Below are 25,036 nucleotides of genomic sequence, written 5' to 3'. Positions count from 1 at the left end.
TGAGTCGGAGGTAAGCGTGCAGCAGATCGGAACTGTCTGGGCAAGTTTGGACAGGCGCAAACAAATTATCGTGGCCGGTGCCGTGGCACTGGTGTTTCTGGGTGTGCTTGCGATGTCACGGATTGTGACAGCGCCGTCGATGACGCTGCTTTATGCGGGGCTCGAAAGCGGTGCAGCCGGGGATATCGTGCGGGCGCTGGACCAGCGTGGTGTGAACTATGAAATAAGGGGTGGCTCGATCTACGTCCCCGGCGTTCAGCGGGATGAGTTGCGGATGACTTTGGCCAGCGAGGGCCTGCCTGCGAACGGCAATCGCGGTTACGAACTGCTGGATTCGCTCAGCGGCTTTGGCACTACGTCGCAGATGTTTGATGCCGCCTATTGGCGCGCAAAAGAAGGAGAGCTGGCGCGCACGATTGTGGGCAGCCCGCATGTCAGCAAGGCCCGGGTGCACATCGCCAACAGCTCCTCCAACCCGTTTCAGCGCAGCATAGCGCCAACCGCTTCGGTTTATCTGGTCCCGTCGGGTGCACCGATTAACGGAGATCAGGCAAAGGCGATCCGGTTTTTAGTGGCGTCGGCGGTTAGCGGGCTGGCACCGGAAAACGTCACTGTGATTGATTCAAATGGGGCCGTGATTGGCGCGCAGGACACGGCGGTGGCAGCCGATACTGCAGATGATAAGGCGCGCCAATTGCGTGAGAAAGTTCTACGTCTGGTCGAAGCCCGGGTCGGGGCCGGCAACGCGGTGGTTGAGGTCAGCGTAGATACGGTGACCGAAACCGAGTCTATCCGGGAACGTCGCTTTGACCCCAAAGGCCGTGTTGCGATCAGCACGGATGTTGAAGAACGGTCGGACAGTGCGCGTAATCAGTCGGCGGATGTGACAGTGGCGTCGAATTTGCCGGATGGCGACGGGGCCGGAGGCGATGAATCCAATTCAAATGCCACTCAGACCCGCGAACGGGTGAATTATGAGGTGTCAGAGACCGAGTTGGAAGTTCATCGCGCGCCAGGTGCGATCAAACGTCTGACTGTCGCGGTGCTGGTCAATGGTGTTCGAGCGGCAGGTACAGATGGCGTCGAGATTTTTGAACCCATGCCGCAGCCCGAGCTTGATGCACTGCAAGAGCTTGTGGCTTCTGCGGTCGGGTTTGATGCTGAACGCGGCGACGTCATCACACTGAAATCGCTCGACTTGCCCATGGTTGAACCCCAGGGCGAGTTGGTGTCCGGGTCGATCTGGCAGAACATGCACATCGACGCTATGTCGCTAATCCAGATGGTGGTTTTGGCGCTGGTTTCCCTTGTTTTGGGTCTGTTTGTCATACGGCCAATTCTGACGAAATCTGCGGCATCGGCGCTGCTGCCAGCAGGTGCACCGGTCGAGGTCGCCCCAGCGCATTCCCTGACCGGGGAAATTGCGACCGCAGATGCGCCGGACTTTGCACCGCTCGCGGATGCGGCGCAGCCGAATGTTCCGGCGATTGCCGCTGCGCGAGGGGAAGATCCTGTCGACCGTTTGCGCGCCATGATCGGCGACAAGCAGGAAGAGACGGTAGAGATCCTGCGCAGCTGGCTTGAAGAAGGCGAGGAGAAGGTGTGATGTCGATCGCTCATCTTCTTGAAGACTTCACCGCCCCTGCGGCTGGGGTGGCCGTACATCTACTGGATGAAGACGCACTGGAAGAACAGCGGCTTGCTGCATTTGAACAAGGCTATGGGGCGGGCTGGGAAGATGCGGTTCAGGCGCAGGAACAGACTGGCACACAGCTAAGCTCCGATCTGTCGGCGACGTTATCCGACCTGTCCTTTACCTATCAAGAAGCATTGACCCGCATGACCCTGTCGCTGGAACCGATGTTCCACAGCCTGGTTCAGACTATTCTGCCTGAGACGATCGAGCATGGCTTTGCGAAGCGATTGACCGAGCAGCTTTGCGACATGGCGCGTGAGCAGGTCGGCCAGCCACTGCAGCTGACTGTTCCGGCGGGCACTTCGGATCAGGTCGAGGCGATGCTGCCGCAGGATATCTCGCCGCGTCCCCAGGTTATCGAGGATGTCTCGCTCCAGCCGGGACAGGCGCGATTGCAGGTGGGGATCGCCCAACGCGAGGTGGACTGCGCTGCCTTGCTCTCATCCATTGCTGCAGCGTTCGACGCATATCTGTTTGAAGCAAAAGAGGCTTTGTCAAATGAGTGATCCTCAACTACCGAAACCCGAAAAACCCAACCCGTTCGAGACTGTTCCGATCGAAGTCACCGTCTCGGTCGGGCGTGCGCGGCCTTTGATCCGTGACCTGTTGAGCATGGGTGAAAATGCCGTACTGACACTGGACAAGCGGATCGAGGATCCGGTTGACCTCTATGTTGGGGACCAATTGGTAGCGCGCGGTCTGTTGGAAGAGATGGAGGGCGACCAGTCCGGGCAACTGGCTGTACGGCTGACCGAAATCTCGGATCTGCATAACGGGATCGGATGATGCGCCACCTGTTTTGGCTGGCGCCTTTGCTGGTCATACCCTCCGGTGGCGCGGCGCAAGAACTGTCGCTGTCCCTGGGCGAGGGTGGGTCGATCTCGGCCCGGACCATTCAGTTGATTTTGCTGATCACGGTGCTCAGCCTGGCACCGGGACTGGCGATCATGATCACCTGTTTCCCGTTTTTGATCACGGTTTTGGCGATCCTGCGGCAAGGAATCGGCTTGCAGCAGTCACCGCCAAACATGTTGATCGTCAGTCTGGCGCTGTTTCTGACCTATTTCGTCATGGAGCCGGTTTTTACCGAGGCGTGGGAGACCGGGATTCAACCGATGGTCGAGGAAACGCTTGACGTAGAGCCTGCGCTGGAACGCGCGCTGGTGCCGTTTCGCAGTTTTATGGCAGCGCGTATTGATGCCGACACGTTTCAGGCCATGGCAGACCTGCGCCCAGATGATGCTGCGATCCAACTATCGCCCGAGGCCCCGTTATCCGTGCTGATGCCGTCCTTCATGTTGTCGGAAATCGCGCGGGCCTTTCAGATCGGGTTCCTGATTTTCCTGCCTTTCCTGATAATCGATCTCGTTGTCGCAGCGGTTTTGATGTCGATGGGAATGATGATGGTGCCCCCGGCTACGGTCTCGCTGCCGTTCAAATTGGCGTTTTTCGTCATCGCTGATGGCTGGGCCTTGATCGCCAGCGCCTTGGTGCGCAGCTACGTGCCATGACTATTGCCGGGTGATCTGCAGGCGCGCGCGCAGGCCCTGATCTCCGGCCTCGAAACTCAGCGTTCCGCCGTGTTGTTCGGCAACGGTGCTGACAATTGTCAGGCCCAATCCGAACCCATCCGAAGATCCGATGTTTGATCCGCGCTGGAACGGTGCCAGTAGCGCCTCGATATCCGCGACCGATAGGTCGGTGCCCTTGTCTTCGACGATGATCGTGGCGGTCTGAGCATCAGTTTCCAGTTCAACCTCGGCGTGACGACCGTATTTCAGGGCATTGTCGATCAGATTGGACAACGCTCGTTTCAATGCGATGGGCTGACCCGTCACCAGGATGCGCCGCGTTTCCGGCAGCGACGCATGCCCACGGCGTGACATGAAAACAGACGACGCGCTTTCGACGACAACGGGATCAACGGCTTTCAACGACACTGGCCGGTCCATATCCTGATAATCGGCCACAAGCGATTCAACCAGCGAGGTCAACGATATCTGGCGCGGTTCCTCGACGCTGAGTTCCGATCGCGTGTAAGTAAGCACGCTTTCTATCATGCCGGTCATCTGGTCCACGTCGGCCTCGAGCTTTTCGCGCAACTCGCCATCGGGAATCAGCGCCGCACGCAGCCGGACGCGGGTTGCAGGTGTCCCCAGATCGTGGCTGACGCCCGACAGTACAATGGCGCGTTTCTCAAGCTGCGCACGTTCGGCATCCAGGTGATCATTCACCGCAGTCACGATATCGCGCAGCTCTTCGGGCCCGTCCGCGTCATAGCTTTGCGGCCCGCCGCGACGTCGGCGGTCGCCTAGTGCCTGAGCGAAACGTGCGAAACTGTCAGAAACATTCCCGACCGAGGTCAGAAGCACCGCCAAGGACACAATTCCCAGCAATATCGCGGGCAAACGCAGATCAACCGGCGCAGCCTTACAGCCCCAGATTTCGGTGCCGTCGACTTGCTGCCAGACTCCGCGCCCGAATTGCGCGATCAGGATAGGTTCGCTGCAATATGTGGCCAACAGACGGGTCAGGTTCCCCATCTTCTCGGGGCCGGTCTGATCGCTGCCAGATACGATGTCTGAAACCGGATAGACCAGTCGATCCGATAACACCGCAAGCGTCAATTCGCGGCCACTCAGGGGGGCTGAACTGTCGGTCAGAATCGACAGATTGGTGACAAAGCGGCGATCCGCAAAGCCGGGCATTTGCTGGAACGCTCCCCTATCAGCAAGCGCGGCTGCCTCGGTTGGCAATGGGTTGATCAATAGGCCGGGTGGCGGCGCCATCCCCGTTCGCAAGTCTTCGTATATGGTGAAACCGGCAACAAATGCTGCGGTCTGATACCGGTTCCAAGCCTGTGCCGAGGTGAACCACATCCCGGCAGCCACCAGCCCCGCGACAAAGGCGGACAGGGTCCAGAGCCACCCAATACTGCGCAGGCGCAGGGTCATGCGTCCTCATCCACCATAACGTCAGCGGTAAACAGATAGCCAACACCGCGCTCGGTGCGCAGCATCTGGGGGTCTTTCGGGTTGGCCTCGATTTTCGACCGCAACCGCCCCACCAGCATATCTATGGCACGGCCTTGCGCCTCAGGCTTGTCGGCCTCACCGGTTACATCCAGTGCGGCGGCGATCTCATCACGGGTCAGCGGAATATGCGGGTTCGCCAGCAAAACCTTCAACAGGGCGGTCTCCCGTTGGGACAGGGAAACCAGATAGCCTTCGGGCGAATGCACCTCGTCCCGTTTGCCGTCAAAGACCCAGCCGTCAAAGTGAAAGGTGCGCGTGCGGCGGCGGTATGCCAGCGAAGGCGTACGTCGGGCGCGTTGCATCACCGCACGGACGCGGGCCAGCAACAGTTGCGGGTTGAATGGTTTGGCGATGTAATCGTCTGCTCCAACCTCATATCCTGCCATGCGCTGATGATCCGCCGACAGGGCCGAGACCAGAATGATCGGTACATCCTGTTCGGCCCGCAACCGGGCACAGATCTCGACGCCGTTTTCATCGCCCAGCATCACGTCCAACAGGATCAGGTCGATCCGCCCCGAGGTTAGATGCGTGCGTATTTCACTTTCGGAACTGGCAGGCAGAGCAATATACCCGTTCTGCTGAAAGAACTGGGTCATCATCGACCGCATTTCCGAATCGTCATCCACCACCAGGAGCCGGGGAATGCCCACTCTGTTTCTCCTCCTCAGGGTTCTCCGTCGCCGCCAATTGTAACGAATGGAAACGGATTCAAGGCCAACGTAACACGGGGTAACAAAAGCGGTGAAAATTTCCACCTTGTCAGGATATTGCATCGCATTCTGCGTTGCCATGCGGCATTCCGTTAGCGCTATATCACCTATGGCCGCCCTTGGGGTGGCACCGAATTCTCAGGGAGGAGAACAAAAAATGAAGCGTTTTGCATTTGCCACCGTGTCGACCTTGGCCGTAGTGGCCGGGTCGGCTGTTGTGGCTGAACCAAAGGCCGAAGTTCTGCACTGGTGGACATCCGGTGGTGAGGCGAAATCGGTCGCGGTTCTGCAGGAAGAGTTCGCCTCGAACGGCGGCACATGGACCGATATGCCGGTCGCAGGTGGCGGCGGCGATGCGGCCATGACTGCGCTGCGGGCCCGGGTTCTTGCGGGTAACGCGCCGACTGCTGTTCAGCTGAAAGGACCTGCCATTCAGGAATGGTATGAAGAGGGCGTTTTGGCAGACATTTCATCCGTGGCAGAAGCCGAAGGCTGGGCCGATGTGCTGCCAGCATCGATTGCAGGCCACATGATGTGCGAAGGTACGTGGTGTGCAGCACCTGTGAACGTGCACCGCATCGACTGGATTTGGGCCAATGCTGACGTTCTGGCCGCCAACGACATTGAAATGCCCACAACATGGGAAGAGTTCAACGCCGCTGCCGAAAAACTGCAGGCTGCCGGAGTGATCCCGTTGGCCCATGGTGGCCAGGCATGGCAAGACGCCACAGTGTTCGAAGCGGTTGCGCTGGGTCTGGGTGGCCCCGAATTCTATCAAAAAGCCTTTGTCGATCTCGACCCCGAGGCGCTGACCTCGGACACCATGGTTCAGGTCTTTGATCAGATGCGCACCCTGCGCGGTTATGTGGACGAAAACTTCTCAGGCCGCGACTGGAACCTTGCCACCGCTATGGTTATGAATGGCGAAGCAGCCTTCCAAATCATGGGTGACTGGGCCAAGGGCGAATTCCTGGCGGCTGGCAAGAAGCCCGGCGAAGACTTCCTGTGTGCCTCGACCCCCGGCGACGGATATCTGTACAACGTCGACAGCTTCGCCATGTTCGAAGTGGAAGGTGACGACAACCGCGCTGGTCAGGAATTGCTGGCCAAGCTGATCGTCGCGCCGAAGTTCCAGGAAGTGTTCAACCTGAACAAGGGCTCGATCCCTGCGCGGACTGATGTGGCGCTGGATGCGTTCGACATCTGCGCGCAAATCTCGGCCGAAGATATGGGTTCGACCTCGGCAGGTGGTTCGCTGCTGCCGTCTTATGCCCATGGCATGGCGCTGCGCGGGTCGCAGGCCGGTGCGATTACGGATGTTGTAACTGCACATTTCAACTCGGATATGTCCTCGGCTGACGCGGTTCAGCAACTGGCGGACGCGGTAGCAAACAGCTACTGATCCAATACGCTCTGCCCCCTATAGTGAGGGGCAGAGCATCTTTCCCCGGAGGCTAAAATGTCCGAATGGCTGGAAAACCACCTGCCCAAGGTGGTGCTGGCACCGTCGTTCATCGCCGTATTGATCTTTGTCTACGGATTTATCGGATGGACCGCATGGGTGTCGCTAACCCGATCGAAACTACTGCCGAAATACGAGATCAAAGGCTTCATTCAGTATGAACGCCTGTTCGACTCACCCCGCTGGGATACGGCGATCAACAACCTGTATATCTTTGGCGCGCTGTTCATCGTGATCGCGATGGTACTGGGCCTGTTGCTGGCCATCCTGCTGGATCAGAAGATCCGCGTCGAAGGCGCGATCCGGACGATCTACTTGTACCCGATGGCGTTGTCGATGATCGTGACCGGTACGGCGTGGAAGTGGATTTTGAACCCAGGCCTGGGCATCGAATCCATGGTGCAGGGGTGGGGCTTTCCGAATTTCGAATTCGACTGGCTGGTGAACCCTGACTATGCGATCTACACTATCGTGATCGCCGCGATCTGGCAGAGTTCCGGCTTCGTCATGGCGTTGTTTTTGGCCGGTTTACGTTCGGTCGATGGCGAGATCATCAAGGCCGCACAGGTCGATGGTATCCCCACTTGGCGCATCTATACGGCGATCATCATCCCTTCGATGGCCCCGATTTTCCTGTCTGCTTTCATCGTGCTGGCGCACCTCGCAATCAAAAGCTTCGACCTTGTCATCGCCCTGACTGGTGGCGGTCCGGGCTACGCAACCGATCTGCCCGCTACTTACATGTACGCCATGGCGTTTTCGCGCGGCGATATTGGTCAAGCAGCCTCGTCCGCGATGATCATGATGCTGGTCGTCTTTGCCATCGTGGTTCCCTATCTTTACTCAGAGCTGAGGGCGAAAAATGACTGATCTGTCGATGCCCCAAACACAAACCCGCACCCAAAGCGCTACGGGCAAGATTGCCCTGCGTTGGTTGCTTTATGTCCTGCTTGGCCTGTTTGCACTGTATTATCTAATGCCGCTCTTCGTGATGTTGACGACATCATTGAAAAGCCTTGAGGAAATCCGCACCGGCAGCCTGATTTCGCTGCCGCGAGAGGTCAGCTTTGACGCCTGGAAAACCGCATGGTCCGGCGCTTGTACCGGTATCCAGTGTGAAGGTTTGCGACCCTATTTCTGGAACTCGGTTCTGATCGCGGTGCCTGCGGTATTTTTGTCGACCCTGTTGGGTGCGCTGAACGGCTATGTCGTGGCGCAATGGCGGTTCAAAGGGGCCAATATCATCTTCTCGCTGATGCTGTTCGGTTGCTTCATCCCGTTCCAAGTTGTTCTGCTGCCAATGGCACGTCTGCTGGGTATGATGGGGATTGCGGGTACCATTCCGGGCCTGATCTTTGTCCATGTGATCTACGGGCTGGGCTTCACCACGCTGTTCTTCCGCAACTACTATGTCACCATTCCGGCCGAGCTGACCAAAGCGGCGCGGGTTGATGGGGCTGGGTTCATGCGGATTTTCTGGTCGATCTTCTTGCCGCTGTCGCTGCCCATCATCGTGGTGACTGTGATCTGGCAGTTCACGCAGATCTGGAACGACTTCCTGTTTGGCGTGTCGTTCAGCCAGGCAGGGACACAGCCTGTGACTGTTGCGCTCAACAACATCGTAAATTCCACCACCGGCGTCAAAGAATACAACGTCGACATGGCCGCCGCGATCATCGCGGGGCTGCCGACGCTGCTCGTCTATGTCGTTGCCGGTAAGTATTTCATCCGCGGCCTGACCGCTGGCTCAGTGAAGGGATAAGACCCATGGCTCCCATCCTTGATATCAACAAACTCTACAAGAATTACGGCGCGACCGAGATTCTGAAAGACATCAACATCTCGATTGAACCGGGCGATTTCCTGGTGCTTGTCGGCCCCTCGGGCTGCGGTAAGTCTACGCTGCTGAACTGCATTGCGGGACTGGAAGAGATCACCGGTGGCACATTGTCCATCGGCGGCAACGACATGACCCATGTCAGCCCCAAGGATCGCGACATCGCGATGGTGTTCCAGTCTTACGCTTTGTACCCGACCATGTCGGTGGCCAAGAACATCACCTTCGGCATGAAAGTGCGCGGGGTCGATCAGGCCACGCAGGAAGCCAAGCTGAAAGACGTCGCCTCCTTGCTGCAGATCGAGCCATTGCTGAACCGCCGCCCCAGCCAACTGTCGGGTGGTCAGCGTCAGCGGGTGGCGATGGGCCGGGCGCTGGTGCGCGATCCCAAGCTGTTCCTGTTCGATGAACCGCTGTCGAACCTTGACGCCAAGCTGCGGGTCGAGATGCGGACCGAGATCAAGAAGCTGCACCAGACACTGGACGCCTCCATTGTTTATGTCACTCACGACCAAATCGAAGCGATGACGCTGGCCACCAAGATCGTGGTCCTGAAAGGCGGAGTCGTACAGCAGATCGGTACTCCGGCTGAGATCTACAACAACCCGGCCAACCTGTTTGTGGCGGATTTCATGGGCTCTCCGGCGATGAATCTGATCCCGGCACAGGCGTCGAACAATGGCTCGGGAACGCAGATCTCGATCGCTCGCGAATCCGGTGAAACGCTGGTTCTGAGCGATGCACGCGACCTGTCGTTGCCGCAGGATGTGATCCTTGGCCTACGCCCGGAAGATATCGCCGAGGCCGGTTTCCGCGCTGGCGCAGGTGTGCAAGAGGCCGCCTGCATGGTCGATATGGTCGAACCTGCCGGGGCCGATACCTATGTGGTCTCGGAACTGGGTGGCAAGCAGGTCACGGCACGGCTGCACGCGGAAACCAGCGCGCAGGCCGGTCAGATGCTGAACCTGGCCTTTGATATGAGCAAGGTGTCGTATTTCGCCAAGGAAACCGGTGAACGGCTGAACTAGCGCCGGATGGCCCGCGCCGCCTTGGTGTGGGCCACGGCAACGCCTGTCGGTTTTGGCCGGTTAATTTGAGTGTGCTATCCTGGGACATAGCGAAGGGAGGCGCGCTATGTCCGATCCGTATTCTGATCTGGCCGGGCAGGAAATCTCGGTTCAGGAGCGTATCGCCGAAGCTATGGAAGCGCGGTGTCTGGAGCCAGCGCAGAAAGAGATCAGGGATAGCTATCTAAGTGATTTGATTGTCCCTGAGGGCGGGTTCGCGGTTGAGCTGGGTTCAGGCACCGGGCACATCACGCAAGAGCTGCTTTCTGTCGGCGGGGTGGAGCGCGCGCTCGGCATTGAGCCCTCACCGGTTATGGTCAAACGTGCGAGAAACAGCTTCGCCAGCGAGAGCAATCTTGTTTTTGAAACCGGCGATGCAAAGGCAACCAGGCTTGAAGATAGCTCAGCAGACCTTGTTCTGGCGCATACACTGTTGTGCCATGTACCCGGCCCCGACGATGTGGTTTCCGAGGCCTTTCGGATACTGAAACCGGGCGGGATATTCGCGATTTGCGATGGGGACTACGATACCGCCACAGCGCAGATTGCCGATTTTGATCCTCTGGATCAACTCATACGGTTCATGATCAATCAGAACGTCACAAACCTCTGGATCATGCGCCAGATTGGCGGTGTACTCTCTCAGGCAGGTTTTGAGCTGGGCCGTCGCAGGGGACACGGTTATGTAGCCGAAGGAGAGGCGACTTACTTTCTGACCGTTATCGACCGTGGTGCGGATCGAATGGCCGAGACCGGGTTGTTGGCGCCTGAAACGGCACAGGCGCTGAAATCCGAGGCCCGGGCGCGTGTGTCTGCAAACACGTTTTTTGGCTACATGTCTTATGTCAGCCAGATCGCGCGCAAGCCTGCAACCTGAACAAAAAAGCCACCGCGCGAACGGGTCGAGCGGTGGCCGGCGTAGGGTAATACCTCTGATCAGCCAGTCTTTTTCAGATCCTTGATCAGGCGGTTCAGGTCGCCGCCGCGCGCATCCAGCATTGCGCCAATCTCTGTGCGCTCGGTCAGCAACAAATTCACACCTTCGATGAACATGTTGTAGAACTTGCCACGGCCCGATTTGTCGGACACCAGGAATGTCACTTCGAACGGGGATGAGCCGCGCAATTTGACCGAGGTTCTGACCTCGTATCCGGTCTTGATCTTGCGCGCGTTACGCACGGTGACCTCACCGCCGATGAACTCGCGGAACCGGCGACCATATTTGCGCGAAATATAGCCTTCGAACGCTTTGGTGAACTGACGCAGCTGTGCGGATGAGGCTGTACGTGCATCCGCCCCCAGCGCATAGCGGGCCATGATCGGCACATCACCGTATTGCACAAAAATCTTCTGAAAATCACGCAGCATGGCGTTTTCGGATTTACCCGAGTCAATGATACGCGTGATATCGGCCACAACGCTGTTGACCAGCTGTTTGGCCTGCGCTTCGGTCAGTGCGAACGCGGGCAGAGGCAATGCGGCAACTGTCATCCCGGTCAGGGCGGTGGCCACAAAACGGCGTCGGTTCAACAGGTTATTCGGCATAGGGGTCCTCGTACGGGTCAAGATAGGGGTCTCTGACAGGGTCGGTCCCGGTGGTGGCGTAGGGATCGTCATACAGACCCAGATAGGCGTCTTCATCATCCCTTGCCAGTTCAAAGCGGCGATTTTGCAGGTAGATCGTGCGCGCTTGCGCGTAACTGTCTGCACTTTCGTACAGAATCGAATCAACTGTATCCGAGAATCGACCGCGATCTCCCATCCGCCGCACGACCTCGGCATAGACACCAATATTGTCGACCGGGCGGGTCGGGCTAAAGTTGATCGGATTCGAGAACAGGTTGACCACAACGCCGACCGCATCGCGCGCGGTGGACGGGCCGTAGAAGGGCAGTTCCACATAAGCACCTTCGCCCACGCCCCAGACATGCAGGGTTTCGCCGAAATCAGTATCAACAGGCGGCAGGTTCAGCTCATCGGCCGGGGCTGACAGGCCAAAGCCGCCCACGGTCGAGTTGATCAGAAAGCGCAGCAGCGCATTGCCGGACTGTTTCAGATTGCCTTGCAGCAGATAGTCGAGCGCCTGCCCGGGCATCGTCAGGTTTTCGGCAAAGTGATTGAAACTGGTAACCATCGGATCTGGTACGATCTTCACATAGCCTTTCGAGGCCGGTCGGAACAGGAATCGGTCCACACCCAGATTGAACTTGTGAATGCCCCGGTTGGTCCCTTCATAGGGGTCAAAAATCTCACCCCGCGCCGCTGCGTCCTGAGGCTGCGTCGCGCATGCCGATAGGACCGTCAGGATGCCGAATATGATCAGGTGCTTCAGACGAATGTAACTTGGCACTGTCTTCGTTACTCCGAAAATTGCCCAGCGGTATCCGGGCCTTCAATCAATACAGCCTTTGCACCCTTGGTGGCGCAATTGGTCTCACATAGAGGTTTCGCGCAGGATTTGAAACAACAACTCGCGTTTACCTCAGCCGATGGGGCGACGTAAAGTGACACGAATTCAACACTTCCTGAATAAGAGAAGACCTGCCCAGTTTGCAGGCAATGGGAAAAATCCCGCTTTCACGCTTTCGGAAACAGGTTTTCCCGGTTAGCGTCCGCGCGGAATCACTATGAGATGAGGATAATCCACATGAGCATCGCAGCAAAACTGGACAGCCTGGGTATCAGCCTGTCGGACGCACCTGCTCCGGCAGCGAACTACGTTCCTTTCGTGCGCATCGGCAAAATTGTCTACGTGTCGGGCCAGATCTCCAAGGCGGATGATCTGATCACTGGTAAGCTCGGTGATGATATGGATGTTGAGGCAGGCGCCGCTGCAGCCAAAGTCTGCGCCATCAACCTGTTGGCTCAGGTCAAAGCGGCTTGTGGTGGCGATATCGACAAGCTGGTGCGCGTGATCAAGCTGACCGGTTTTGTAAACTCGACCGCTGATTTCACAGAACAGCCGAAGGTGATCAACGGGGCCTCCGACTTCCTGGTCGAAGCGCTGGGCGATGCCGGTCGTCATTCGCGCTCGGCCGTCAGCGCAGCCTCATTGCCTTTGGGTGTTGCCGTCGAAATCGAGGGTATTTTCGAGGTTCAATGAAACCGTCCCTTCCGTCTGAGTTCCTGCAGCGCCCGATAGCACATCGCGCGCTGCATGACATTTCTGATCAGCGGCCCGAGAATAGCCGGGCCGCCATTCGTGCCGCAATAGACGCCGGTTATGGGGTCGAGATTGATCTGCAACGCACCCGTGACAATCGGGCCATGGTGTTTCACGACTATGACATGACCCGTCTGACTGGGCAGCCCGGACCGATCCAACAGATCACCGAAACACAAGCGCGGGCCCAGACGCTTCTGCATTCTGACGGTGAAGGTATCCCCTCGCTGGAAGAGGTACTGGGCCTTGTTGCGGGACGGGTGCCCTTGCTCATCGAGTTGAAGGATCAAGATGGTGCAATGGGCCCCGATGTCGGTGCTTTGGAAGCAGATGTTGTAAGCGCACTGAAAGACTATGAAGGCCCGGTCGCGCTGATGTCGTTCAACCCGCATTCAGTCGCAGAGATTGCACGCCTTGCGCCACATTTGCCGCGCGGTCTCGTTACCAGCTCTTACGAGCCCAAGGTCGAGCTTCTGCCGCAAGCCGTCTGCGATCATCTGCGCAACATCCCGGATTTCGACCGCGTTGGAGCCAGCTTTATCAGCCATGAAGTCATCGATCTTGACCGCCCCCGGGTCGCTGAGTTGAAGGCACAGGGTGTGCCGATCCTGTGCTGGACCGTGCGTTCGCTTGAACAAGAAGCAGAGGCACGCAAGGTTGCCGATAATGTTACGTTCGAAGGCTATCTGGCCGAACATCCCGCTTGATCCCGGCGCGCGCGATCACAGATAAAGGTGCAGCGCGGAGGGGATATGGATCAGGCACAGATTGAGGTTCGGGTTCTGACATCGGTCTCGCAGATTTCCGCGAGCGACTGGGACAGTTGCGCCTGCCCTGAGGTTGCCGATGGCGGGCGACCGCTTGATCCGTTCACGACACATCGGTTTTTGCATGCCCTGGAAGAAAGCGGCTCGGTCGGGCGTGGTACTGGCTGGCAGCCGCAATACCTGACAGCCTATCTGGACGGGATGCTGATTGCGGCAGCCCCGATGTTTGCCAAGTCGCACTCCCAGGGTGAATACATCTTCGACCATAGCTGGGCTCATGCCTATGAAAGCGCGGGCGGGCGATATTATCCCAAGCTGCAGATCGCGGTGCCCTTCACACCCGCGACTGGCAGGCGTTTTTTGGTGCGACCCGGCTACGATGCTGTCGGGATCTCGGCGCTGGTGCAAGGAGCGGTGCAACTGGCCGCCGAGAATCGAATTTCCTCGCTGCACGCTACTTTCTGCACCGAGGCCGAAGCGCTGGCAGGTGAGCAGATGGGCCTGATGGTCCGCCACTCGCAGCAGTTTCACTGGCTCAATGATGATTACGCCGATTTTGACGAGTTTCTGGCTGCGCTGTCCTCGCGCAAACGCAAGAATATCAAGAAGGAACGCACGCAGGCCTGTGATTTCGGTGGGCAGATTCGAACAATCACCGGCGATGATCTGCGACCCGAGCATTGGGACGCATTCTGGCGGTTCTATCAGGATACCGGCGCGCGAAAATGGGGCTCGCCCTACCTGACGCGACAATTCTTTGATATCGCTCAGGAAACCATGACGGATGACATCGCCTTGGTGCTGGCCGAACGCAATGGATACCCCGTCGCCGGTGCGTTAAATTTTGTCGGGCGGGAAACGCTGTATGGCCGGTATTGGGGCTGTGTCGAACATCACCCATGTCTACATTTCGAACTGTGCTATTATAGGGCGATCGACTTTGCCATTGCGGAAGGTCTGGCGCGGGTTGAGGCCGGTGCGCAGGGCGAGCACAAGCTGGCGCGCGGCTATCTGCCAACCCGCACGCATAGCTTGCACTGGGTTGGCGATCCGGGTTTTGCTGATGCGGTTCAGAAATATCTGGACGCCGAGTCCCACGCAGTGGGAGAAGAGATCGAGATTCTGACGGATTATGGCCCGTTCAGGAAATCGAACCCGGAGGAACAGCAATGACCGAACTTCTGTCAACCGAGACCCGCGGCCCGCTGCTGGACCCGCTGTTCAGAAATGGCTGGACCATGGTCGAAGACCGCGATGCGATCACCAAGACCTTCATCTTCGATAATTTTGTCGCCGCCTTTGGCTGGATGACGCAGGTGGCGATCTGGGCCGAGAAATGGAACCACCACCCCGAATGGTCGAATGTATACCGCACGGTAGAGGTGGTCCTGTCGACCCATGATGTTGGCGGTCTGTCTGCACAAGACGCCAAGCTGGCGCGTAAGATGGACAGCCTGCTAACGGTCTCCGCGTGAACCCGTCCCACCGGCCAGCAATGTTGCCGTTCCCAGCTGCTTGAATTCTGCCGGAGTGATCGTGCCGTCGCTGACATTGATATTGCCCGGAATTCTGATCGTACGGGTGCCGACGGACCGCACGCTGCGGGCCGCCGGATTGATGTCGAGACACCGATTTTCATAACAGGTCAGACCGCTGGTATTGATCTGAATCTGCACCTGACCATCAGGGCCGCTGATCACCGGGGATTGCTGTACGTCACATGCGGCCAAAGCCACCAGGCTACCGAGGCAGATCCATTTATTCATGACACGCTCCTGCCAACCAAGTTGGCGTTTAATCTAAGAGACCGTTGCCATCCTTATCCGCAGCGTCAAAATCGTTCTGCATCTGGCTGACATACTCTGCCTTTGAGATAAGACTGTCGCCATCCCGGTCAACGGCTTCGAACTGTTTGATATCCAAGAACGGTTTTGCTTCGCTCAGGCCCAGAGTGCCGTTCTTGTCTTCGTCCATTGCCTGAAATGCATAGTCCGAGAAGGCGTTGAATTCGTCCTTGGACAGGAAGCCGTCATTGTTGGTGTCGATGTTATTCAACTCGGCCTCGTGCAGTTCTGCGACAGTCTCGGCGTTTGCAGCAGCAGCCATCAGGAATGCGGTGGTGATAATCAATACTCGTTTCATCTCAAATCTCCTCAGCACGCGTAACGTTCGCCAGACACGCCACCCGCAGCGGCGCCCGCCGCCGTCAGGATGGTCTTGCCTGAACCACCGCCAAATTGATTGCCGATCACTCCACCGATCAGGGCGCCGCCTATGGTACCACTCAGGCAGGCGATCTCGTGCTGTCGCGCAGCCTGTTGTTGGGGTGTGGGTGCAGGTCCGCACGCCGCCAGGGCCCCGGCGGTGCCAAGAAACAATGTAAGAAATTTCAGTCGCATCAATGAACTCCCCAGTTGTATGGGCCAAGTATTGGCGCATCGGGGCGTTGCATCAAGTTAAATGCGTTTCACGTGGCCCCGGTCAAACCGGGGCCGACAGGGATCAGATACTATCAAGCAGGCCTTCACCAGCCGAGACCTCACAGACACCGGGGTTTTCTTCCAGATTCATCGCCACAACCTTGCCGTCTTCAACCAGCATTGCATAGCGTTTGGAGCGTGCAATCAGGCCTACGGGCGGGGCGTCGAAATCCATGCCGATGGCCTTGGTAAACTCGGACGCTGCATCGGCCAGCATGGTCAGCCCGGCCGCTGTTGCACCGGTGCTTTCTCCCCAGGCGCCCATCACGAAAGGGTCGTTGACCGAGATACAGATGATTTCTTCTACACCCTTGGCATCGAACTGGTCCTTGGTCCGCATGAAGCTTGGTACATGAGCGGTTGTGCAGGTTCCGGTGAACGCACCGGGTACAGCGAAGATCACAACCTTGCGCCCTTTGGTCTTGTCTGAAATCCGAACCTCCTCGGGGCCTTCGGCACCCATCTGGATCAGCGTGGCCTCGGGCAGCATGTCACCTGTTGCAATCATTTTTACGCTCCTGTCATTTGGATTTGCAGAGTCGGGCTTTGCCGCAATATAGGTGGTCGAAACAAAGTAACCACGTGAATTCTGCAGGGTGAGCGAAACATGAGCCATATTGTCGTGATCGGGGCAGGGCAGGCCGGTGCTTCTTTGGTAGCACGGCTGCGCAAGGACGGGTTCGAAGGTGACATCACCCTGATCGGAGCCGAGCCGCATTTGCCCTACCAACGCCCGCCCTTGTCCAAGGCCTATCTGCTGGGCGAGATGGAGCTGGAGCGCCTGTTCCTGCGGCCCGAGAGCTTCTATGCCGAAAACAACATCACCCTACGGTTGGGTCAACGTGTGACGGCGATTGATCCAAAGGCCAAGACGGTGATCCTCGGCGATGAGGTGATCACCTATGATGAACTGGCGCTGACCACTGGGTCCGACCCACGCCGCCTGCCCTCAGCGATCGGGGGCGATCTTGAGGGTGTCCATGTGGTGCGAGATCTCGCCCATATCGACGAGATGGAACCTCGGGTATCGGATGGCGCCCGCGCGCTGATCGTTGGTGGCGGCTATATTGGGCTTGAAGCCGCCGCCGTTTGTGCCAAGCGCGGGGTCAGGGTGACCTTGGTCGAGATGGCCGACCGCATCCTTCAGCGTGTCGCGGCCAAAGAGACAAGCGACTACTTTCGCACGCTGCACACCGAATACGGGGCCGACATTCGTGAGGGCGTCGGGTTGGATCGTCTGGTTGGTGAAAGTGGCAAGGTGACGGGCGCCGTCCTGACCGATGGCACCCAACTTGAGGTGGATTTTGTTGTCGTCGGCGTCGGCATCGCGCCGTCGACTCAACTGGCCGAAATGGCCGGGTTAGAGTTGGATAACGGCATCAAGACCGACGCCCATGGCCGCACCTCAGATCCGTCGATCTGGGCGGCGGGCGATTGCGCGTCGTTCCCGCATGGCGAAGGCCGTATCCGCCTGGAAAGCGTGCCGAACGCCATTGATCAGGCCGAAATCGTGGCCCAGAACATGCTGGGCGCAGCTAAGGATTACACTGCAACGCCATGGTTCTGGTCCGATCAGTATGACGTCAAGCTGCAGATCGCCGGGCTGAATACCGGCTATGACCGTGTGGTGACTCGCAAGGGTGAGGGCGCGACGGTGTCCTTCTGGTACTACAAGCGCGATCAGCTGATTGCGGTCGACGCGATGAATGACCCGCGCGCTTATATGGTCGGCAAACGCCTGATTGATGCGGGCAAGACCGCTGATCCGGCTGTTGTTGCCGACCCAGAAGCGGACCTGAAACCGCTGCTCAAAGCGTGAGGATCATCGCCGGAGACTTCCGAGGCCGAGCTCTGACTTCGGTTGGCAAAGGCGATGCCGGTGCGCATCTTCGCCCGACCACTGACCGGGTAAGGGAAAGCCTGTTCAACGTTTTGAATCATCAGATCGACTTCGACGGCTTGCAGGTTCTCGACCTGTTTGCGGGCACCGGTGCATTGGGACTTGAAGCGCTGTCTCGAGGCGCGTCCCACGTCACGTTTGTCGATGATGGGAGGGTCGCGCAGGGTCTGATCCGCAAGAATATCGCCCTGACCGGAAGCGCCAGCCAGACCACTTTGATCCGGCGGGATGCGACCCGTTTGGGCGAAAACCCGGGCGCTGTCTGTGATCTGGTTTTTCTGGATCCGCCTTACGGAAAAGCTCTGGGTCAAAGGGCACTGGCCGCGGCTACCCAAGGTGGTTGGCTGTCTGATGACGCTCTGATCGTCTGGGAAGAAAGCACCCCCATGCTCGCGCCCGAGGGCTTCACGCTGCACGACGCGCGGAAATATGGCGACACGCATATCTCGCTGATGTGGCGCACAGGGGGCTGAGATGCACGATCTGGTTATCTTTGATTGCGACGGCGTTCTGGTCGATAGCGAGGTTTTGTCCAATCAGGTCATGGTCGACAATCTCGCTGGCCATGGTCTGCACTTGTCCTTAGCCGAATGCATGTCCCTGTTTGTCGGCGGCACCATGACCGGTGTGCGCGACAAGGCGCGCGAGCTGGGGGCTGATCTGCCGGATGACTGGACTGATCAAATCTATGCGGAAATCTACGAGACGCTGAAAGCAGGCACGCCTCTGGTCGCGGGTATCCGTGAATTGCTGGCGCAACTGGATGCAAGCGACATTCCCTACTGTGTCGCCTCAAATGGGCGGCCTGAGAAAATGAAGATCACTTTGGGCCAGAATGGTCTTTGGGAGCGTTTTCAAGATGTGATGTTTTCGGCGCAGGTGCTTGGAACGGGTAAGCCCGACCCGACCCTGTTCCTGACCGCTGCACAGCATTTCGGCGCAACGGTGCCGGTTGTGATCGAAGACAGCGAAAACGGTGTCACCGCAGCAATGCGCGCCAATATGCGCTGCCTGGGCTATGCGGCCCATGATGATGGTGCGCGATTGGAAGAACTAGGGGCCGAAGTGTTCTCCGACATGTTACATGCGCCCAAGCTTTTGGGACTTTGAGCCATAAACGTGTTATGCTTGGTCCATGGACCGCGCTATCACACCTCCGATCTGGGCTTTTTCGAAAGACGCCGACACCACAACAGGGCCTCCGCCCAAACCGATGCGCGCGCCGGTGTTCATTCACGACGCGGTCATCCCGTGGCGGGATGAAACCTTGCTGCTGAAGCTATTACGCGATCAGGCGACCGATCAGGACGAATAGGTCGGGTGATATTTGCCGCCCGGTGACAAGGTGAAAATCTCAACCCCATCTGCGGTCACACCGACCGAGTGCTCGAACTGCGCCGACAGCGATTTGTCGCGGGTCACGGCAGTCCAGTCATCGGACAGTGTCTTGGTTTCAGGACGCCCCAGATTGACCATCGGCTCGATGGTAAAGAACATGCCCTCTTCCAACACAGCTCCGGTACCCGGACGACCATAGTGCAGGACATTTGGTGGCGCGTGGAACACCCGGCCCAGACCGTGGCCGCAGAAATCGCGTACAACGCTCATCCGATGCGCCTCGACATAGGCCTGAATGGCGTGGCCGATATCGCCGAAGGTATTGCCCGGCTTGACCATCTCGATACCTTTGAACAGTGCGTCGTGGGTCACCTGAATCAGCCGTTCGGCCTTGCGCGGCAATTTACCCGCCACATACATGCGCGACGTATCACCGAACCAGCCATCAACGATGACGGTCACGTCGATATTCAGAATGTCGCCATCCTTCAGCTTTTTGTCACCCGGAATGCCGTGACACACCACGTGGTTCACGCTGATGCAGCTGGCGTGCTGATAACCCTTGTAGCCAATGGTTGCCGATTCCGCACCTGCATCCTCGACCATCTGAGTGATCAGCCCGTCAATCGCACCGGTGGTCTGGCCGACAAAAACATGTTCAGCAATGTCATCCAATATCCGCGCAGCCAGCGCCCCTGCCGCATGCATGCCGGCAAAGTCATTCTGTTCATAGATGCGGATACCGTCTTTGGTCAGACGGCCACGATGTTCTTTCATCGGTGCGGGACTCCAAATATTTCACGCAGCACTTCTTTTACGCTGCTTGTGCAGAAAGTACCAGAGGGCTCGGTTTTCAACTAGTAAATAGGGTCTATCAAAGAAGTTTCTAGCCCGTGCTCCATTGCTGAGCGGGCTCAACCCAGACGCCTTCGGGCGTGATCCGAGTTCCAACGACAAAGCGTTCAACCCCAATCGCTGCCTCAAACGCCGCCGCATAGGCTGGGTCAATATCATCGGCCAGTGCAAACCGATCGCAATCGGTCCTTTGCACCAGATAAAGCATGATCGCCCGATGGCCCTGTACGGCCATCTTTGCCAGTTCGCCCAAATGTTTGGTGCCGCGTGCGGTGACGCTGTCGGGAAACTCGGCGAGGCCCGCTTGGCGTGAGAGGGTGACGCTTTTGACCTCGACATAAGCATCGGGTAGGCCCGGCCCGGTCAGTAGGAAATCGATACGGCTGTTTTCACCGTATTTGACCTCGGGGCGCACGGTTTCATAGGCGGCCAGCTCGGGGATTTCACGCGCCTCGAGCGCCAACCGAAGCGCCTTGTTGGGGACTGATGTGTCGACCCCTGTGAAATGCCCGTTCTCATGATCGACCAGCCGCCAGCCGTATTTCAGCTTTTTCTTCGGATCGTCGTTGGGCTCCAGCCAGATTTTCTCACCCGGTTCTGCCAGCCCCATCATTGAGCCCGGATTGGCGCAATGGGCTGTCACCTCGCGCCCGTCTTCCAGCCTGCAGTCTGCCAGAAAGCGTTTGTAGCGGCGGATCAGTCGAGCGGGGACAAGGGGGGTTTCAAATCGCATGGCCAAGGGCCTATACCTGCCCTAACGGTCGATCAAGAGGGAGGGCGCGTCATGGCCAATCCAACCGCTGCAATGTTGGTGATCGGGGATGAGATCCTTTCGGGCCGCACCCGCGATGCCAATATGCATTATCTGGCTGGAGAGCTGACCAAACACGGCATTGACCTGAAAGAGGTGCGCATTGTCAGCGATGATGCACCCGCGATTGAGGCAGCCGTAAGGGCGCTATCAGAGGCCCATGACCATGTGTTTACCAGTGGTGGTATTGGTCCGACCCATGACGACATCACCGCTGACTGCATCGCCCGTGCCTTTGGCGTGCATATCGATGTTCGCGACGACGCGCGTGCATTGCTTGAGTCGCATTACGAGAAATCCGGGCTGGAGCTGAACGACGCTCGCCTGCGCATGGCGCGTATTCCGGAAGGGGCCGAATTGATCGACAACCCGGTCTCGACCGCGCCCGGCTTTACCATCAACAACGTCCATGTCATGGCCGGGGTGCCTTTGGTTTTTCAGGCCATGGTTGCGAGTGTTCTGCCTTCGCTCATCGGAGGTAGCCCGCTTTTGTCGCAGACGCTGCGTGTGGATCGGGGTGAAGGCGATATTGCAGCAACTTTGGCCGCACTGGCCAAAGACTTCGGCGATCTTTCGATCGGCTGTTATCCGTTTCAGACGAATGGCGTCTTCGGAGCCAACGTCGTCGTGCGCGGCACCGAGGGTGGACGGATCGATGCCGCCATGACCCGCCTTGCGAAAGAGATCGAGCTTTGAATCCCGATTGGGCCGCTGTTGTCGATGGCACATGGCCTGCCGCCGGCTATCAAACGCAAGGCCCATTTCGACTGCGGCAAGGACAGGGCGGAGGTTCACGCGTCTCTGCCGCCAATCGCACCGGGGACGTCACCAGTGCCGATATCGATGCGGCCGAAAGCGCCATGCAGGCGATGGGTCAAAAACGCCTCTTCTGCCTACGGCCCGGAGATGAGGCGCTGGATGCAATGCTTGCGCAACGCGGCTACGACATCCTTGATCCCGTTAATATCTATTCCTGCCCGGCGCAGCAGTTGACCGATATCCCGATCCCGCGCGTGACTGTTTTCAACATCTGGGAACCGCTGGCCATCATGCGTGAGATCTGGACGCAGGGCGGTATCGGCCCCGAACGGATTGCGATCATGTACCGGGCACCGGGCCCAAAGACCGGCCTTTTGTTGCGCCACAGCGATCAGCCCGCAGGAACCGGCTTCGTGGCGATCCATGAAGGTATCGCGATGGTTCACGCGCTGGAAATCCTGCCGGATCACCGCCGCAAGGGGTTGGGCCAGTGGGCCATGCGCGCCGCGGCCTTTTGGGCGCTGGACAATGGCGCGCAGACGCTTAGCGTGATCTGTACCAAGGCGAACGCGGGGGCCAATGGCCTCTACCACTCGCTTGGGATGAAGATCGTCGGAGAATACCACTATCGCCAGCGCGCCTGAGGAGGACGAATTGACCAAACAGGACATGCCCACTGCCCTGGATCTGCCAATGGTGGACCCACTACCGTCAGAGACGCAGAAATACTTTGATATCTGTGTTGAGAAACTGGGAATGGTGCCGAATGTCCTGCGCGCCTATGCCTTCGATATCGACAAGCTTAATGCCTTCACTTCGATGTATAATGATCTGATGCTGGCCGATAGCGGGCTGACCAAGCTGGAACGCGAGATGATTGCGGTCGTGGTGTCCTCGATCAACAAATGTTTCTACTGCCTCGTGGCTCATGGCGCAGCGGTGCGGCAGCTTTCGGACGATCCGCAGCTGGGTGAGATGCTGGTCATGAACTACCGCGTCGCCAAATTGGACGCGCGCCAACGTGCAATGCTGGATTTCGCAGCCAAGATGACCACCGCCAGCACCACAATCGAAGAGCCCGATCGCCAGCTTTTACGCGATGTCGGGTTTTCGGATCGCGATATCTGGGACATTGCCAATGTCACCGGTTTCTTCAATATGACCAACCGCGTGGCCAGTGCCACTGCCATGGTCCCGAACCCAGAGTATCACGCGCAGTTCCGATGATCCGTTTCCTGTTCCTTAGCCTCCTTTTGGCCGTGCCTGTGCAGGCGCAGGAACTGACGTTGCCCGCCAGCGCCCGGCAGATTTCGGATCGCACCAGTGCATTGGACAGCTACGACCTGCCAACCGGCGTGTTTGCCGACGGCGCGGTTCCATCCCGCACTGTCGAAGGGCGTGTCGAGCGGCTAACATGGCGTCTGCAGGCCGGGTCCAGCACGACGCTGCAAATTCTTGCACCGCTTCGGGATCAGCTTCAGGCGCAAGGTTTCGAGATCGCGTTTGAATGCGAGGCACGCAATTGTGGCGGTTTCGATTTCCGCTTTGGCACCGAAGTGGTGCCGACGCCTGACATGTATGTGGCGATCCACGATTACCGTTTTCTATCCGCCTCCCGCGGTGACGAAGTGCTGAGCCTGCTGGTCAGCCGCAACCCGCCGGATGGCTATGTGCAGATGATCCGGGTGACCCCGCAAGGTACGCTGCCTGCGCAGCCACTTGTGATCGAGGAAACCGTTGAGGGCCCTGCCGGGTTGCTAAACGATCTCAGCAGTACCGGACATGTCATCCTTGATGACCTGCACTTTCGCACCGGCGAAGTCGCGCTGGGCGAAGGGTCGTTTGCCTCGCTTGCGCTGCTTGCGGGCTATCTGGCCGACAATCCTTCGACCCGTTTGGCGCTGGTAGGGCACACGGATGATACGGGCGCATTGCAGGCCAATATTGCGGTCAGCACCAAACGGGCGGAAGCCGTGCGTGCGCGCCTGATCGAAGCGCACGGTGTTGCCGCCGACCGGATCGAGGCGCAGGGCGTAGGCTATCTTGCGCCCATCACCTCTAACGCTACGCCCGAGGGCCGCGATCTCAATCGCCGGGTCGAGGCGGTGTTGCTGGTCAACTAACAGGCGCGAGCACCGCGGACACCCTGTGTCCCCCTTGCCCTGATGGCGCGGCCTGATGCACACTTGCAGCTAATCGGTGCGTCTGTCTTGCCATCAGGCCTGTTGGCAGGCAGTCCCACCAGTCACCATGCTTTGGGAGGAATGCGTCATGGCATCCAAAACCGAAGATACCACTCCGCCGGATAACACGGTCCCACAGCAATCCATGCCCGAGGTTAACAGGCTGACGGCCGAGGATATTACCGCATCGCTGAAGGCCGGGTTTTCCGACTTCCTCGCACACCCGGTCATGAGCGGCTTTTTCGGCCTGTTCTACGCGGTTTTCGGCATCCTGTTCGTTTGGTGCCTGGTCGGGCTTGGCAAGATCTGGATGATCATTCCTGCCGCCGTAGGCTTTCCGCTGGTTGCCCCATTTGCGGCCGCCGGGCTTTATGAAATGTCCCGTAGGATGCAGAAAGGGGAAAGCTTCGGTTGGTCCGAAATCCTCAGCGTCATGGCCCATCAACGCAAGCGCGAGATGGGTTGGATGGCCTTTGTCACCCTGTTCATTTTCTGGGTATGGACCTACCAAATCCGCCTTTGGCTGGCGATCATCCTGCAAAAGGCGTCCTTCTCGGATTTCGAAGGGTTCATGAACACCATCTTCTTCACACCGCAAGGCTGGATCTTTCTGGCGGTCGGCACCTGTATCGGCGCTTTTTTGTCGGCGGTCCTGTTCTCGGTGACTGTGGTGGCCATGCCCATGCTTCTGGATCGGGAAACCAACTTTGTTTCCGCCATGCTCACGTCCATTCGCGTGGTCGCTGAAAGCCCGGTGGTAATGCTAAGTTGGGCGGCGATCATCTCGGTCACCATGCTGTTGTCGCTGGTTCCGGCGTTTCTGGGGTTGATCTTCACGCTGCCAATCCTGGGCCACACCACGTGGCACCTGTATCAGCGGGCCGTATCACCAGAGACTAACTGATGCATCGCTAGACAAAAAAAGACCCGTGCTATTCAGCACGGGCCGTTTAGGTGCCACAGGGAGAAT

32 protein-coding genes are annotated in these 25,036 nt (G+C 58.2%); 22 read left to right on the top strand and 10 right to left on the bottom strand.

Annotated features, from left to right (window positions below; translation table 11 throughout):
• The first annotated feature begins 16 nt into the window (after window positions 1-16).
• The 4 genes from fliF to fliP are packed head-to-tail and all read left to right on the top strand — an operon-like array spanning window position 17 to window position 3,207.
• Window positions 17-1,606: a flagellar basal-body MS-ring/collar protein FliF gene (gene fliF, locus ACR0A1_RS17475; protein WP_480868556.1), complete on the top strand. Its 1,590-nt coding sequence runs from the start codon at window positions 17-19 to the stop codon at window positions 1,604-1,606.
• Window positions 1,606-2,202, top strand: a complete 597-nt coding sequence (locus tag ACR0A1_RS17470; RefSeq protein WP_170802617.1) for an ABC transporter ATP-binding protein — start codon at window positions 1,606-1,608, stop codon at window positions 2,200-2,202. Before fliF ends, ACR0A1_RS17470 begins: the two co-directional genes overlap by 1 nt.
• Window positions 2,195-2,482: a FliM/FliN family flagellar motor switch protein gene (locus ACR0A1_RS17465; RefSeq protein ID WP_480868554.1), complete on the top strand. Its 288-nt coding sequence runs from the start codon at window positions 2,195-2,197 to the stop codon at window positions 2,480-2,482. The genes ACR0A1_RS17470 and ACR0A1_RS17465 overlap by 8 nt, the downstream gene beginning before the upstream one ends.
• Window positions 2,479-3,207 carry a flagellar type III secretion system pore protein FliP gene (gene fliP / locus ACR0A1_RS17460; protein ID WP_480868552.1) on the top strand — a complete coding sequence of 243 codons (729 nt, stop codon included), beginning with the start codon at window positions 2,479-2,481 and terminating at the stop codon, window positions 3,205-3,207. Before ACR0A1_RS17465 ends, fliP begins: the two co-directional genes overlap by 4 nt.
• Here the strand turns inward: fliP and ACR0A1_RS17455 are convergent, their stop codons facing one another.
• Window positions 3,208-4,650 (bottom strand): sensor histidine kinase, encoded by a 1,443-nt coding sequence (locus ACR0A1_RS17455; protein ID WP_170598324.1) that lies wholly within the window; start codon window positions 4,648-4,650, stop codon window positions 3,208-3,210. It abuts the gene before it with no gap.
• Entirely contained in the window at window positions 4,647-5,384 is a 738-nt protein-coding gene (locus ACR0A1_RS17450; protein ID WP_170408540.1) for a response regulator transcription factor, read from the bottom strand. Before ACR0A1_RS17450 ends, ACR0A1_RS17455 begins: the two co-directional genes overlap by 4 nt.
• 217 nt (window positions 5,385-5,601) lie before the next feature.
• Between ACR0A1_RS17450 and ACR0A1_RS17445 the strand changes: the two genes are divergently transcribed.
• The 5 genes from ACR0A1_RS17445 (at window position 5,602) to ACR0A1_RS17425 (ending at window position 10,687) form a co-directional block, all read left to right on the top strand.
• Entirely contained in the window at window positions 5,602-6,846 is a 1,245-nt protein-coding gene (locus tag ACR0A1_RS17445) for an ABC transporter substrate-binding protein (protein WP_170514081.1), read from the top strand.
• 57 nt (window positions 6,847-6,903) lie between these two features.
• Window positions 6,904-7,776, top strand: a complete 873-nt coding sequence (locus tag ACR0A1_RS17440; RefSeq protein WP_039543053.1) for a carbohydrate ABC transporter permease — start codon at window positions 6,904-6,906, stop codon at window positions 7,774-7,776.
• Window positions 7,769-8,668: a carbohydrate ABC transporter permease gene (locus ACR0A1_RS17435; protein ID WP_170408537.1), complete on the top strand. Its 900-nt coding sequence runs from the start codon at window positions 7,769-7,771 to the stop codon at window positions 8,666-8,668. The genes ACR0A1_RS17440 and ACR0A1_RS17435 overlap by 8 nt, the downstream gene beginning before the upstream one ends.
• Before the next feature lie 5 nt (window positions 8,669-8,673).
• Window positions 8,674-9,771, top strand: a complete 1,098-nt coding sequence (locus ACR0A1_RS17430; protein WP_480868548.1) for an ABC transporter ATP-binding protein — start codon at window positions 8,674-8,676, stop codon at window positions 9,769-9,771.
• Between the two features lie 106 nt (window positions 9,772-9,877).
• Window positions 9,878-10,687 (top strand): methyltransferase domain-containing protein, encoded by an 810-nt coding sequence (locus ACR0A1_RS17425; RefSeq protein ID WP_480568843.1) that lies wholly within the window; start codon window positions 9,878-9,880, stop codon window positions 10,685-10,687.
• Window positions 10,688-10,746: 59 nt separating this feature from the next.
• Here the strand turns inward: ACR0A1_RS17425 and ACR0A1_RS17420 are convergent, their stop codons facing one another.
• Together ACR0A1_RS17420 and ACR0A1_RS17415 are read right to left on the bottom strand one after the other, a co-directional pair.
• A complete protein-coding gene (locus ACR0A1_RS17420; RefSeq protein WP_170408534.1) occupies window positions 10,747-11,355 on the bottom strand; it encodes an MlaC/ttg2D family ABC transporter substrate-binding protein in 609 nt (202 codons plus the stop codon).
• Complete coding sequence (locus ACR0A1_RS17415) at window positions 11,345-12,160, bottom strand: MlaA family lipoprotein (RefSeq protein ID WP_170408533.1); 816 nt, start codon at window positions 12,158-12,160, stop codon at window positions 11,345-11,347. Before ACR0A1_RS17415 ends, ACR0A1_RS17420 begins: the two co-directional genes overlap by 11 nt.
• Window positions 12,161-12,457: 297 nt before the next feature.
• Between ACR0A1_RS17415 and ACR0A1_RS17410 the strand changes: the two genes are divergently transcribed.
• From ACR0A1_RS17410 to ACR0A1_RS17395, 4 genes are read left to right on the top strand one after another with little or no spacing between them, the layout of a single operon-like run.
• Window positions 12,458-12,913: a RidA family protein gene (locus ACR0A1_RS17410; RefSeq protein ID WP_170636567.1), complete on the top strand. Its 456-nt coding sequence runs from the start codon at window positions 12,458-12,460 to the stop codon at window positions 12,911-12,913.
• Complete coding sequence (locus ACR0A1_RS17405) at window positions 12,910-13,680, top strand: glycerophosphodiester phosphodiesterase family protein (protein WP_170819191.1); 771 nt, start codon at window positions 12,910-12,912, stop codon at window positions 13,678-13,680. Before ACR0A1_RS17410 ends, ACR0A1_RS17405 begins: the two co-directional genes overlap by 4 nt.
• 45 nt (window positions 13,681-13,725) lie before the next feature.
• On the top strand, window positions 13,726-14,913 hold the full coding sequence (locus tag ACR0A1_RS17400; RefSeq protein WP_480760978.1) for a GNAT family N-acetyltransferase: 1,188 nt from the start codon (window positions 13,726-13,728) through the stop codon (window positions 14,911-14,913).
• Window positions 14,910-15,215, top strand: a complete 306-nt coding sequence (locus ACR0A1_RS17395) for a 4a-hydroxytetrahydrobiopterin dehydratase (protein WP_170394812.1) — start codon at window positions 14,910-14,912, stop codon at window positions 15,213-15,215. The genes ACR0A1_RS17400 and ACR0A1_RS17395 overlap by 4 nt, the downstream gene beginning before the upstream one ends.
• On the opposite strand, the gene ACR0A1_RS17390 is transcribed toward ACR0A1_RS17395, so the two are convergent.
• From ACR0A1_RS17390 to ACR0A1_RS17375, 4 genes are all read right to left on the bottom strand, one after another.
• A complete protein-coding gene (locus ACR0A1_RS17390) occupies window positions 15,198-15,506 on the bottom strand; it encodes a hypothetical protein (RefSeq protein WP_170408530.1) in 309 nt (102 codons plus the stop codon). The two genes, ACR0A1_RS17395 and ACR0A1_RS17390, sit on opposite strands and share 18 nt — an antisense overlap.
• A gap of 28 nt (window positions 15,507-15,534) precedes the next feature.
• Entirely contained in the window at window positions 15,535-15,882 is a 348-nt protein-coding gene (locus ACR0A1_RS17385) for an EF-hand domain-containing protein (RefSeq protein WP_170394805.1), read from the bottom strand.
• Window positions 15,883-15,893: 11 nt separating this feature from the next.
• A complete protein-coding gene (locus ACR0A1_RS17380; protein ID WP_170466621.1) occupies window positions 15,894-16,139 on the bottom strand; it encodes a glycine zipper 2TM domain-containing protein in 246 nt (81 codons plus the stop codon).
• Between the two features lie 103 nt (window positions 16,140-16,242).
• Window positions 16,243-16,728, bottom strand: a complete 486-nt coding sequence (locus tag ACR0A1_RS17375) for a peroxiredoxin family protein (protein ID WP_170408529.1) — start codon at window positions 16,726-16,728, stop codon at window positions 16,243-16,245.
• Between the two features lie 99 nt (window positions 16,729-16,827).
• Here ACR0A1_RS17375 and ACR0A1_RS17370 point away from each other — a divergent pair, with 99 nt between their 5' ends.
• From ACR0A1_RS17370 to ACR0A1_RS17355, 4 genes are read left to right on the top strand one after another with little or no spacing between them, the layout of a single operon-like run.
• The gene (locus tag ACR0A1_RS17370) at window positions 16,828-18,039 is read left to right on the top strand and encodes an NAD(P)/FAD-dependent oxidoreductase (RefSeq protein WP_480868543.1); all 1,212 of its coding nucleotides are present in this window, start codon (window positions 16,828-16,830) and stop codon (window positions 18,037-18,039) included.
• Entirely contained in the window at window positions 18,036-18,593 is a 558-nt protein-coding gene (gene rsmD / locus ACR0A1_RS17365) for a 16S rRNA (guanine(966)-N(2))-methyltransferase RsmD (protein WP_170598338.1), read from the top strand. The genes ACR0A1_RS17370 and rsmD overlap by 4 nt, the downstream gene beginning before the upstream one ends.
• A gap of 1 nt (window position 18,594) precedes the next feature.
• Window positions 18,595-19,230 carry an HAD family hydrolase gene (locus tag ACR0A1_RS17360; protein WP_170408526.1) on the top strand — a complete coding sequence of 212 codons (636 nt, stop codon included), beginning with the start codon at window positions 18,595-18,597 and terminating at the stop codon, window positions 19,228-19,230.
• Window positions 19,231-19,255: 25 nt separating this feature from the next.
• The gene (locus ACR0A1_RS17355; protein ID WP_170648830.1) at window positions 19,256-19,435 is read left to right on the top strand and encodes a hypothetical protein; all 180 of its coding nucleotides are present in this window, start codon (window positions 19,256-19,258) and stop codon (window positions 19,433-19,435) included.
• Here ACR0A1_RS17355 and map read toward each other — a convergent pair.
• Together map and sfsA are read right to left on the bottom strand one after the other, a co-directional pair.
• The gene (gene map / locus ACR0A1_RS17350) at window positions 19,423-20,235 is read right to left on the bottom strand and encodes a type I methionyl aminopeptidase (RefSeq protein WP_170648828.1); all 813 of its coding nucleotides are present in this window, start codon (window positions 20,233-20,235) and stop codon (window positions 19,423-19,425) included. The two genes, ACR0A1_RS17355 and map, sit on opposite strands and share 13 nt — an antisense overlap.
• Before the next feature lie 109 nt (window positions 20,236-20,344).
• Complete coding sequence (sfsA, locus tag ACR0A1_RS17345; RefSeq protein ID WP_480868540.1) at window positions 20,345-21,046, bottom strand: DNA/RNA nuclease SfsA; 702 nt, start codon at window positions 21,044-21,046, stop codon at window positions 20,345-20,347.
• Window positions 21,047-21,097: 51 nt separating this feature from the next.
• On the opposite strand from sfsA, the gene ACR0A1_RS17340 reads away from it, so the two are divergent.
• From ACR0A1_RS17340 to ACR0A1_RS17320, 5 genes are all read left to right on the top strand, one after another.
• The gene (locus tag ACR0A1_RS17340; protein WP_480868539.1) at window positions 21,098-21,820 is read left to right on the top strand and encodes a competence/damage-inducible protein A; all 723 of its coding nucleotides are present in this window, start codon (window positions 21,098-21,100) and stop codon (window positions 21,818-21,820) included.
• Window positions 21,817-22,527 (top strand): GNAT family N-acetyltransferase, encoded by a 711-nt coding sequence (locus tag ACR0A1_RS17335; RefSeq protein WP_480868538.1) that lies wholly within the window; start codon window positions 21,817-21,819, stop codon window positions 22,525-22,527. Before ACR0A1_RS17340 ends, ACR0A1_RS17335 begins: the two co-directional genes overlap by 4 nt.
• A gap of 10 nt (window positions 22,528-22,537) precedes the next feature.
• The gene (locus ACR0A1_RS17330) at window positions 22,538-23,110 is read left to right on the top strand and encodes a peroxidase-related enzyme (protein ID WP_480561944.1); all 573 of its coding nucleotides are present in this window, start codon (window positions 22,538-22,540) and stop codon (window positions 23,108-23,110) included.
• Complete coding sequence (locus tag ACR0A1_RS17325; RefSeq protein ID WP_480751061.1) at window positions 23,107-24,006, top strand: OmpA family protein; 900 nt, start codon at window positions 23,107-23,109, stop codon at window positions 24,004-24,006. The genes ACR0A1_RS17330 and ACR0A1_RS17325 overlap by 4 nt, the downstream gene beginning before the upstream one ends.
• 148 nt (window positions 24,007-24,154) lie before the next feature.
• Window positions 24,155-24,970 (top strand): DUF2189 domain-containing protein, encoded by an 816-nt coding sequence (locus ACR0A1_RS17320; protein WP_480868537.1) that lies wholly within the window; start codon window positions 24,155-24,157, stop codon window positions 24,968-24,970.
• The last annotated feature ends 66 nt before the right edge of the window (window positions 24,971-25,036 follow it).

It is taken from the genome of Ruegeria sp. D6 (assembly GCF_056534365.1).
Note: the sequence above shows the minus strand (reverse complement) of the source record. Positions and strands in the feature narration are given on the sequence as shown.

Coding starts and splice junctions, on each gene's coding strand:
- ACR0A1_RS17470 (WP_170802617.1), top strand. CDS start 1,606: ATGTCGATCGCTCATCTTCTTGAAGACTTCACCGCCCCTGCGGCTGGG.
- ACR0A1_RS17465 (WP_480868554.1), top strand. CDS start 2,195: ATGAGTGATCCTCAACTACCGAAACCCGAAAAACCCAACCCGTTCGAG.
- fliP (WP_480868552.1), top strand. CDS start 2,479: ATGATGCGCCACCTGTTTTGGCTGGCGCCTTTGCTGGTCATACCCTCC.
- ACR0A1_RS17455 (WP_170598324.1), bottom strand. CDS start 4,650: ATGACCCTGCGCCTGCGCAGTATTGGGTGGCTCTGGACCCTGTCCGCC.
- ACR0A1_RS17445 (WP_170514081.1), top strand. CDS start 5,602: ATGAAGCGTTTTGCATTTGCCACCGTGTCGACCTTGGCCGTAGTGGCC.
- ACR0A1_RS17440 (WP_039543053.1), top strand. CDS start 6,904: ATGTCCGAATGGCTGGAAAACCACCTGCCCAAGGTGGTGCTGGCACCG.
- ACR0A1_RS17435 (WP_170408537.1), top strand. CDS start 7,769: ATGACTGATCTGTCGATGCCCCAAACACAAACCCGCACCCAAAGCGCT.
- ACR0A1_RS17430 (WP_480868548.1), top strand. CDS start 8,674: ATGGCTCCCATCCTTGATATCAACAAACTCTACAAGAATTACGGCGCG.
- ACR0A1_RS17425 (WP_480568843.1), top strand. CDS start 9,878: ATGTCCGATCCGTATTCTGATCTGGCCGGGCAGGAAATCTCGGTTCAG.
- ACR0A1_RS17420 (WP_170408534.1), bottom strand. CDS start 11,355: ATGCCGAATAACCTGTTGAACCGACGCCGTTTTGTGGCCACCGCCCTG.
- ACR0A1_RS17410 (WP_170636567.1), top strand. CDS start 12,458: ATGAGCATCGCAGCAAAACTGGACAGCCTGGGTATCAGCCTGTCGGAC.
- ACR0A1_RS17405 (WP_170819191.1), top strand. CDS start 12,910: ATGAAACCGTCCCTTCCGTCTGAGTTCCTGCAGCGCCCGATAGCACAT.
- ACR0A1_RS17400 (WP_480760978.1), top strand. CDS start 13,726: ATGGATCAGGCACAGATTGAGGTTCGGGTTCTGACATCGGTCTCGCAG.
- ACR0A1_RS17395 (WP_170394812.1), top strand. CDS start 14,910: ATGACCGAACTTCTGTCAACCGAGACCCGCGGCCCGCTGCTGGACCCG.
- ACR0A1_RS17390 (WP_170408530.1), bottom strand. CDS start 15,506: ATGAATAAATGGATCTGCCTCGGTAGCCTGGTGGCTTTGGCCGCATGT.
- ACR0A1_RS17385 (WP_170394805.1), bottom strand. CDS start 15,882: ATGAAACGAGTATTGATTATCACCACCGCATTCCTGATGGCTGCTGCT.
- ACR0A1_RS17380 (WP_170466621.1), bottom strand. CDS start 16,139: ATGCGACTGAAATTTCTTACATTGTTTCTTGGCACCGCCGGGGCCCTG.
- ACR0A1_RS17375 (WP_170408529.1), bottom strand. CDS start 16,728: ATGATTGCAACAGGTGACATGCTGCCCGAGGCCACGCTGATCCAGATG.
- ACR0A1_RS17370 (WP_480868543.1), top strand. CDS start 16,828: ATGAGCCATATTGTCGTGATCGGGGCAGGGCAGGCCGGTGCTTCTTTG.
- ACR0A1_RS17360 (WP_170408526.1), top strand. CDS start 18,595: ATGCACGATCTGGTTATCTTTGATTGCGACGGCGTTCTGGTCGATAGC.
- ACR0A1_RS17355 (WP_170648830.1), top strand. CDS start 19,256: ATGGACCGCGCTATCACACCTCCGATCTGGGCTTTTTCGAAAGACGCC.
- map (WP_170648828.1), bottom strand. CDS start 20,235: ATGAAAGAACATCGTGGCCGTCTGACCAAAGACGGTATCCGCATCTAT.
- sfsA (WP_480868540.1), bottom strand. CDS start 21,046: ATGCGATTTGAAACCCCCCTTGTCCCCGCTCGACTGATCCGCCGCTAC.
- ACR0A1_RS17340 (WP_480868539.1), top strand. CDS start 21,098: ATGGCCAATCCAACCGCTGCAATGTTGGTGATCGGGGATGAGATCCTT.
- ACR0A1_RS17325 (WP_480751061.1), top strand. CDS start 23,107: ATGATCCGTTTCCTGTTCCTTAGCCTCCTTTTGGCCGTGCCTGTGCAG.
- ACR0A1_RS17320 (WP_480868537.1), top strand. CDS start 24,155: ATGGCATCCAAAACCGAAGATACCACTCCGCCGGATAACACGGTCCCA.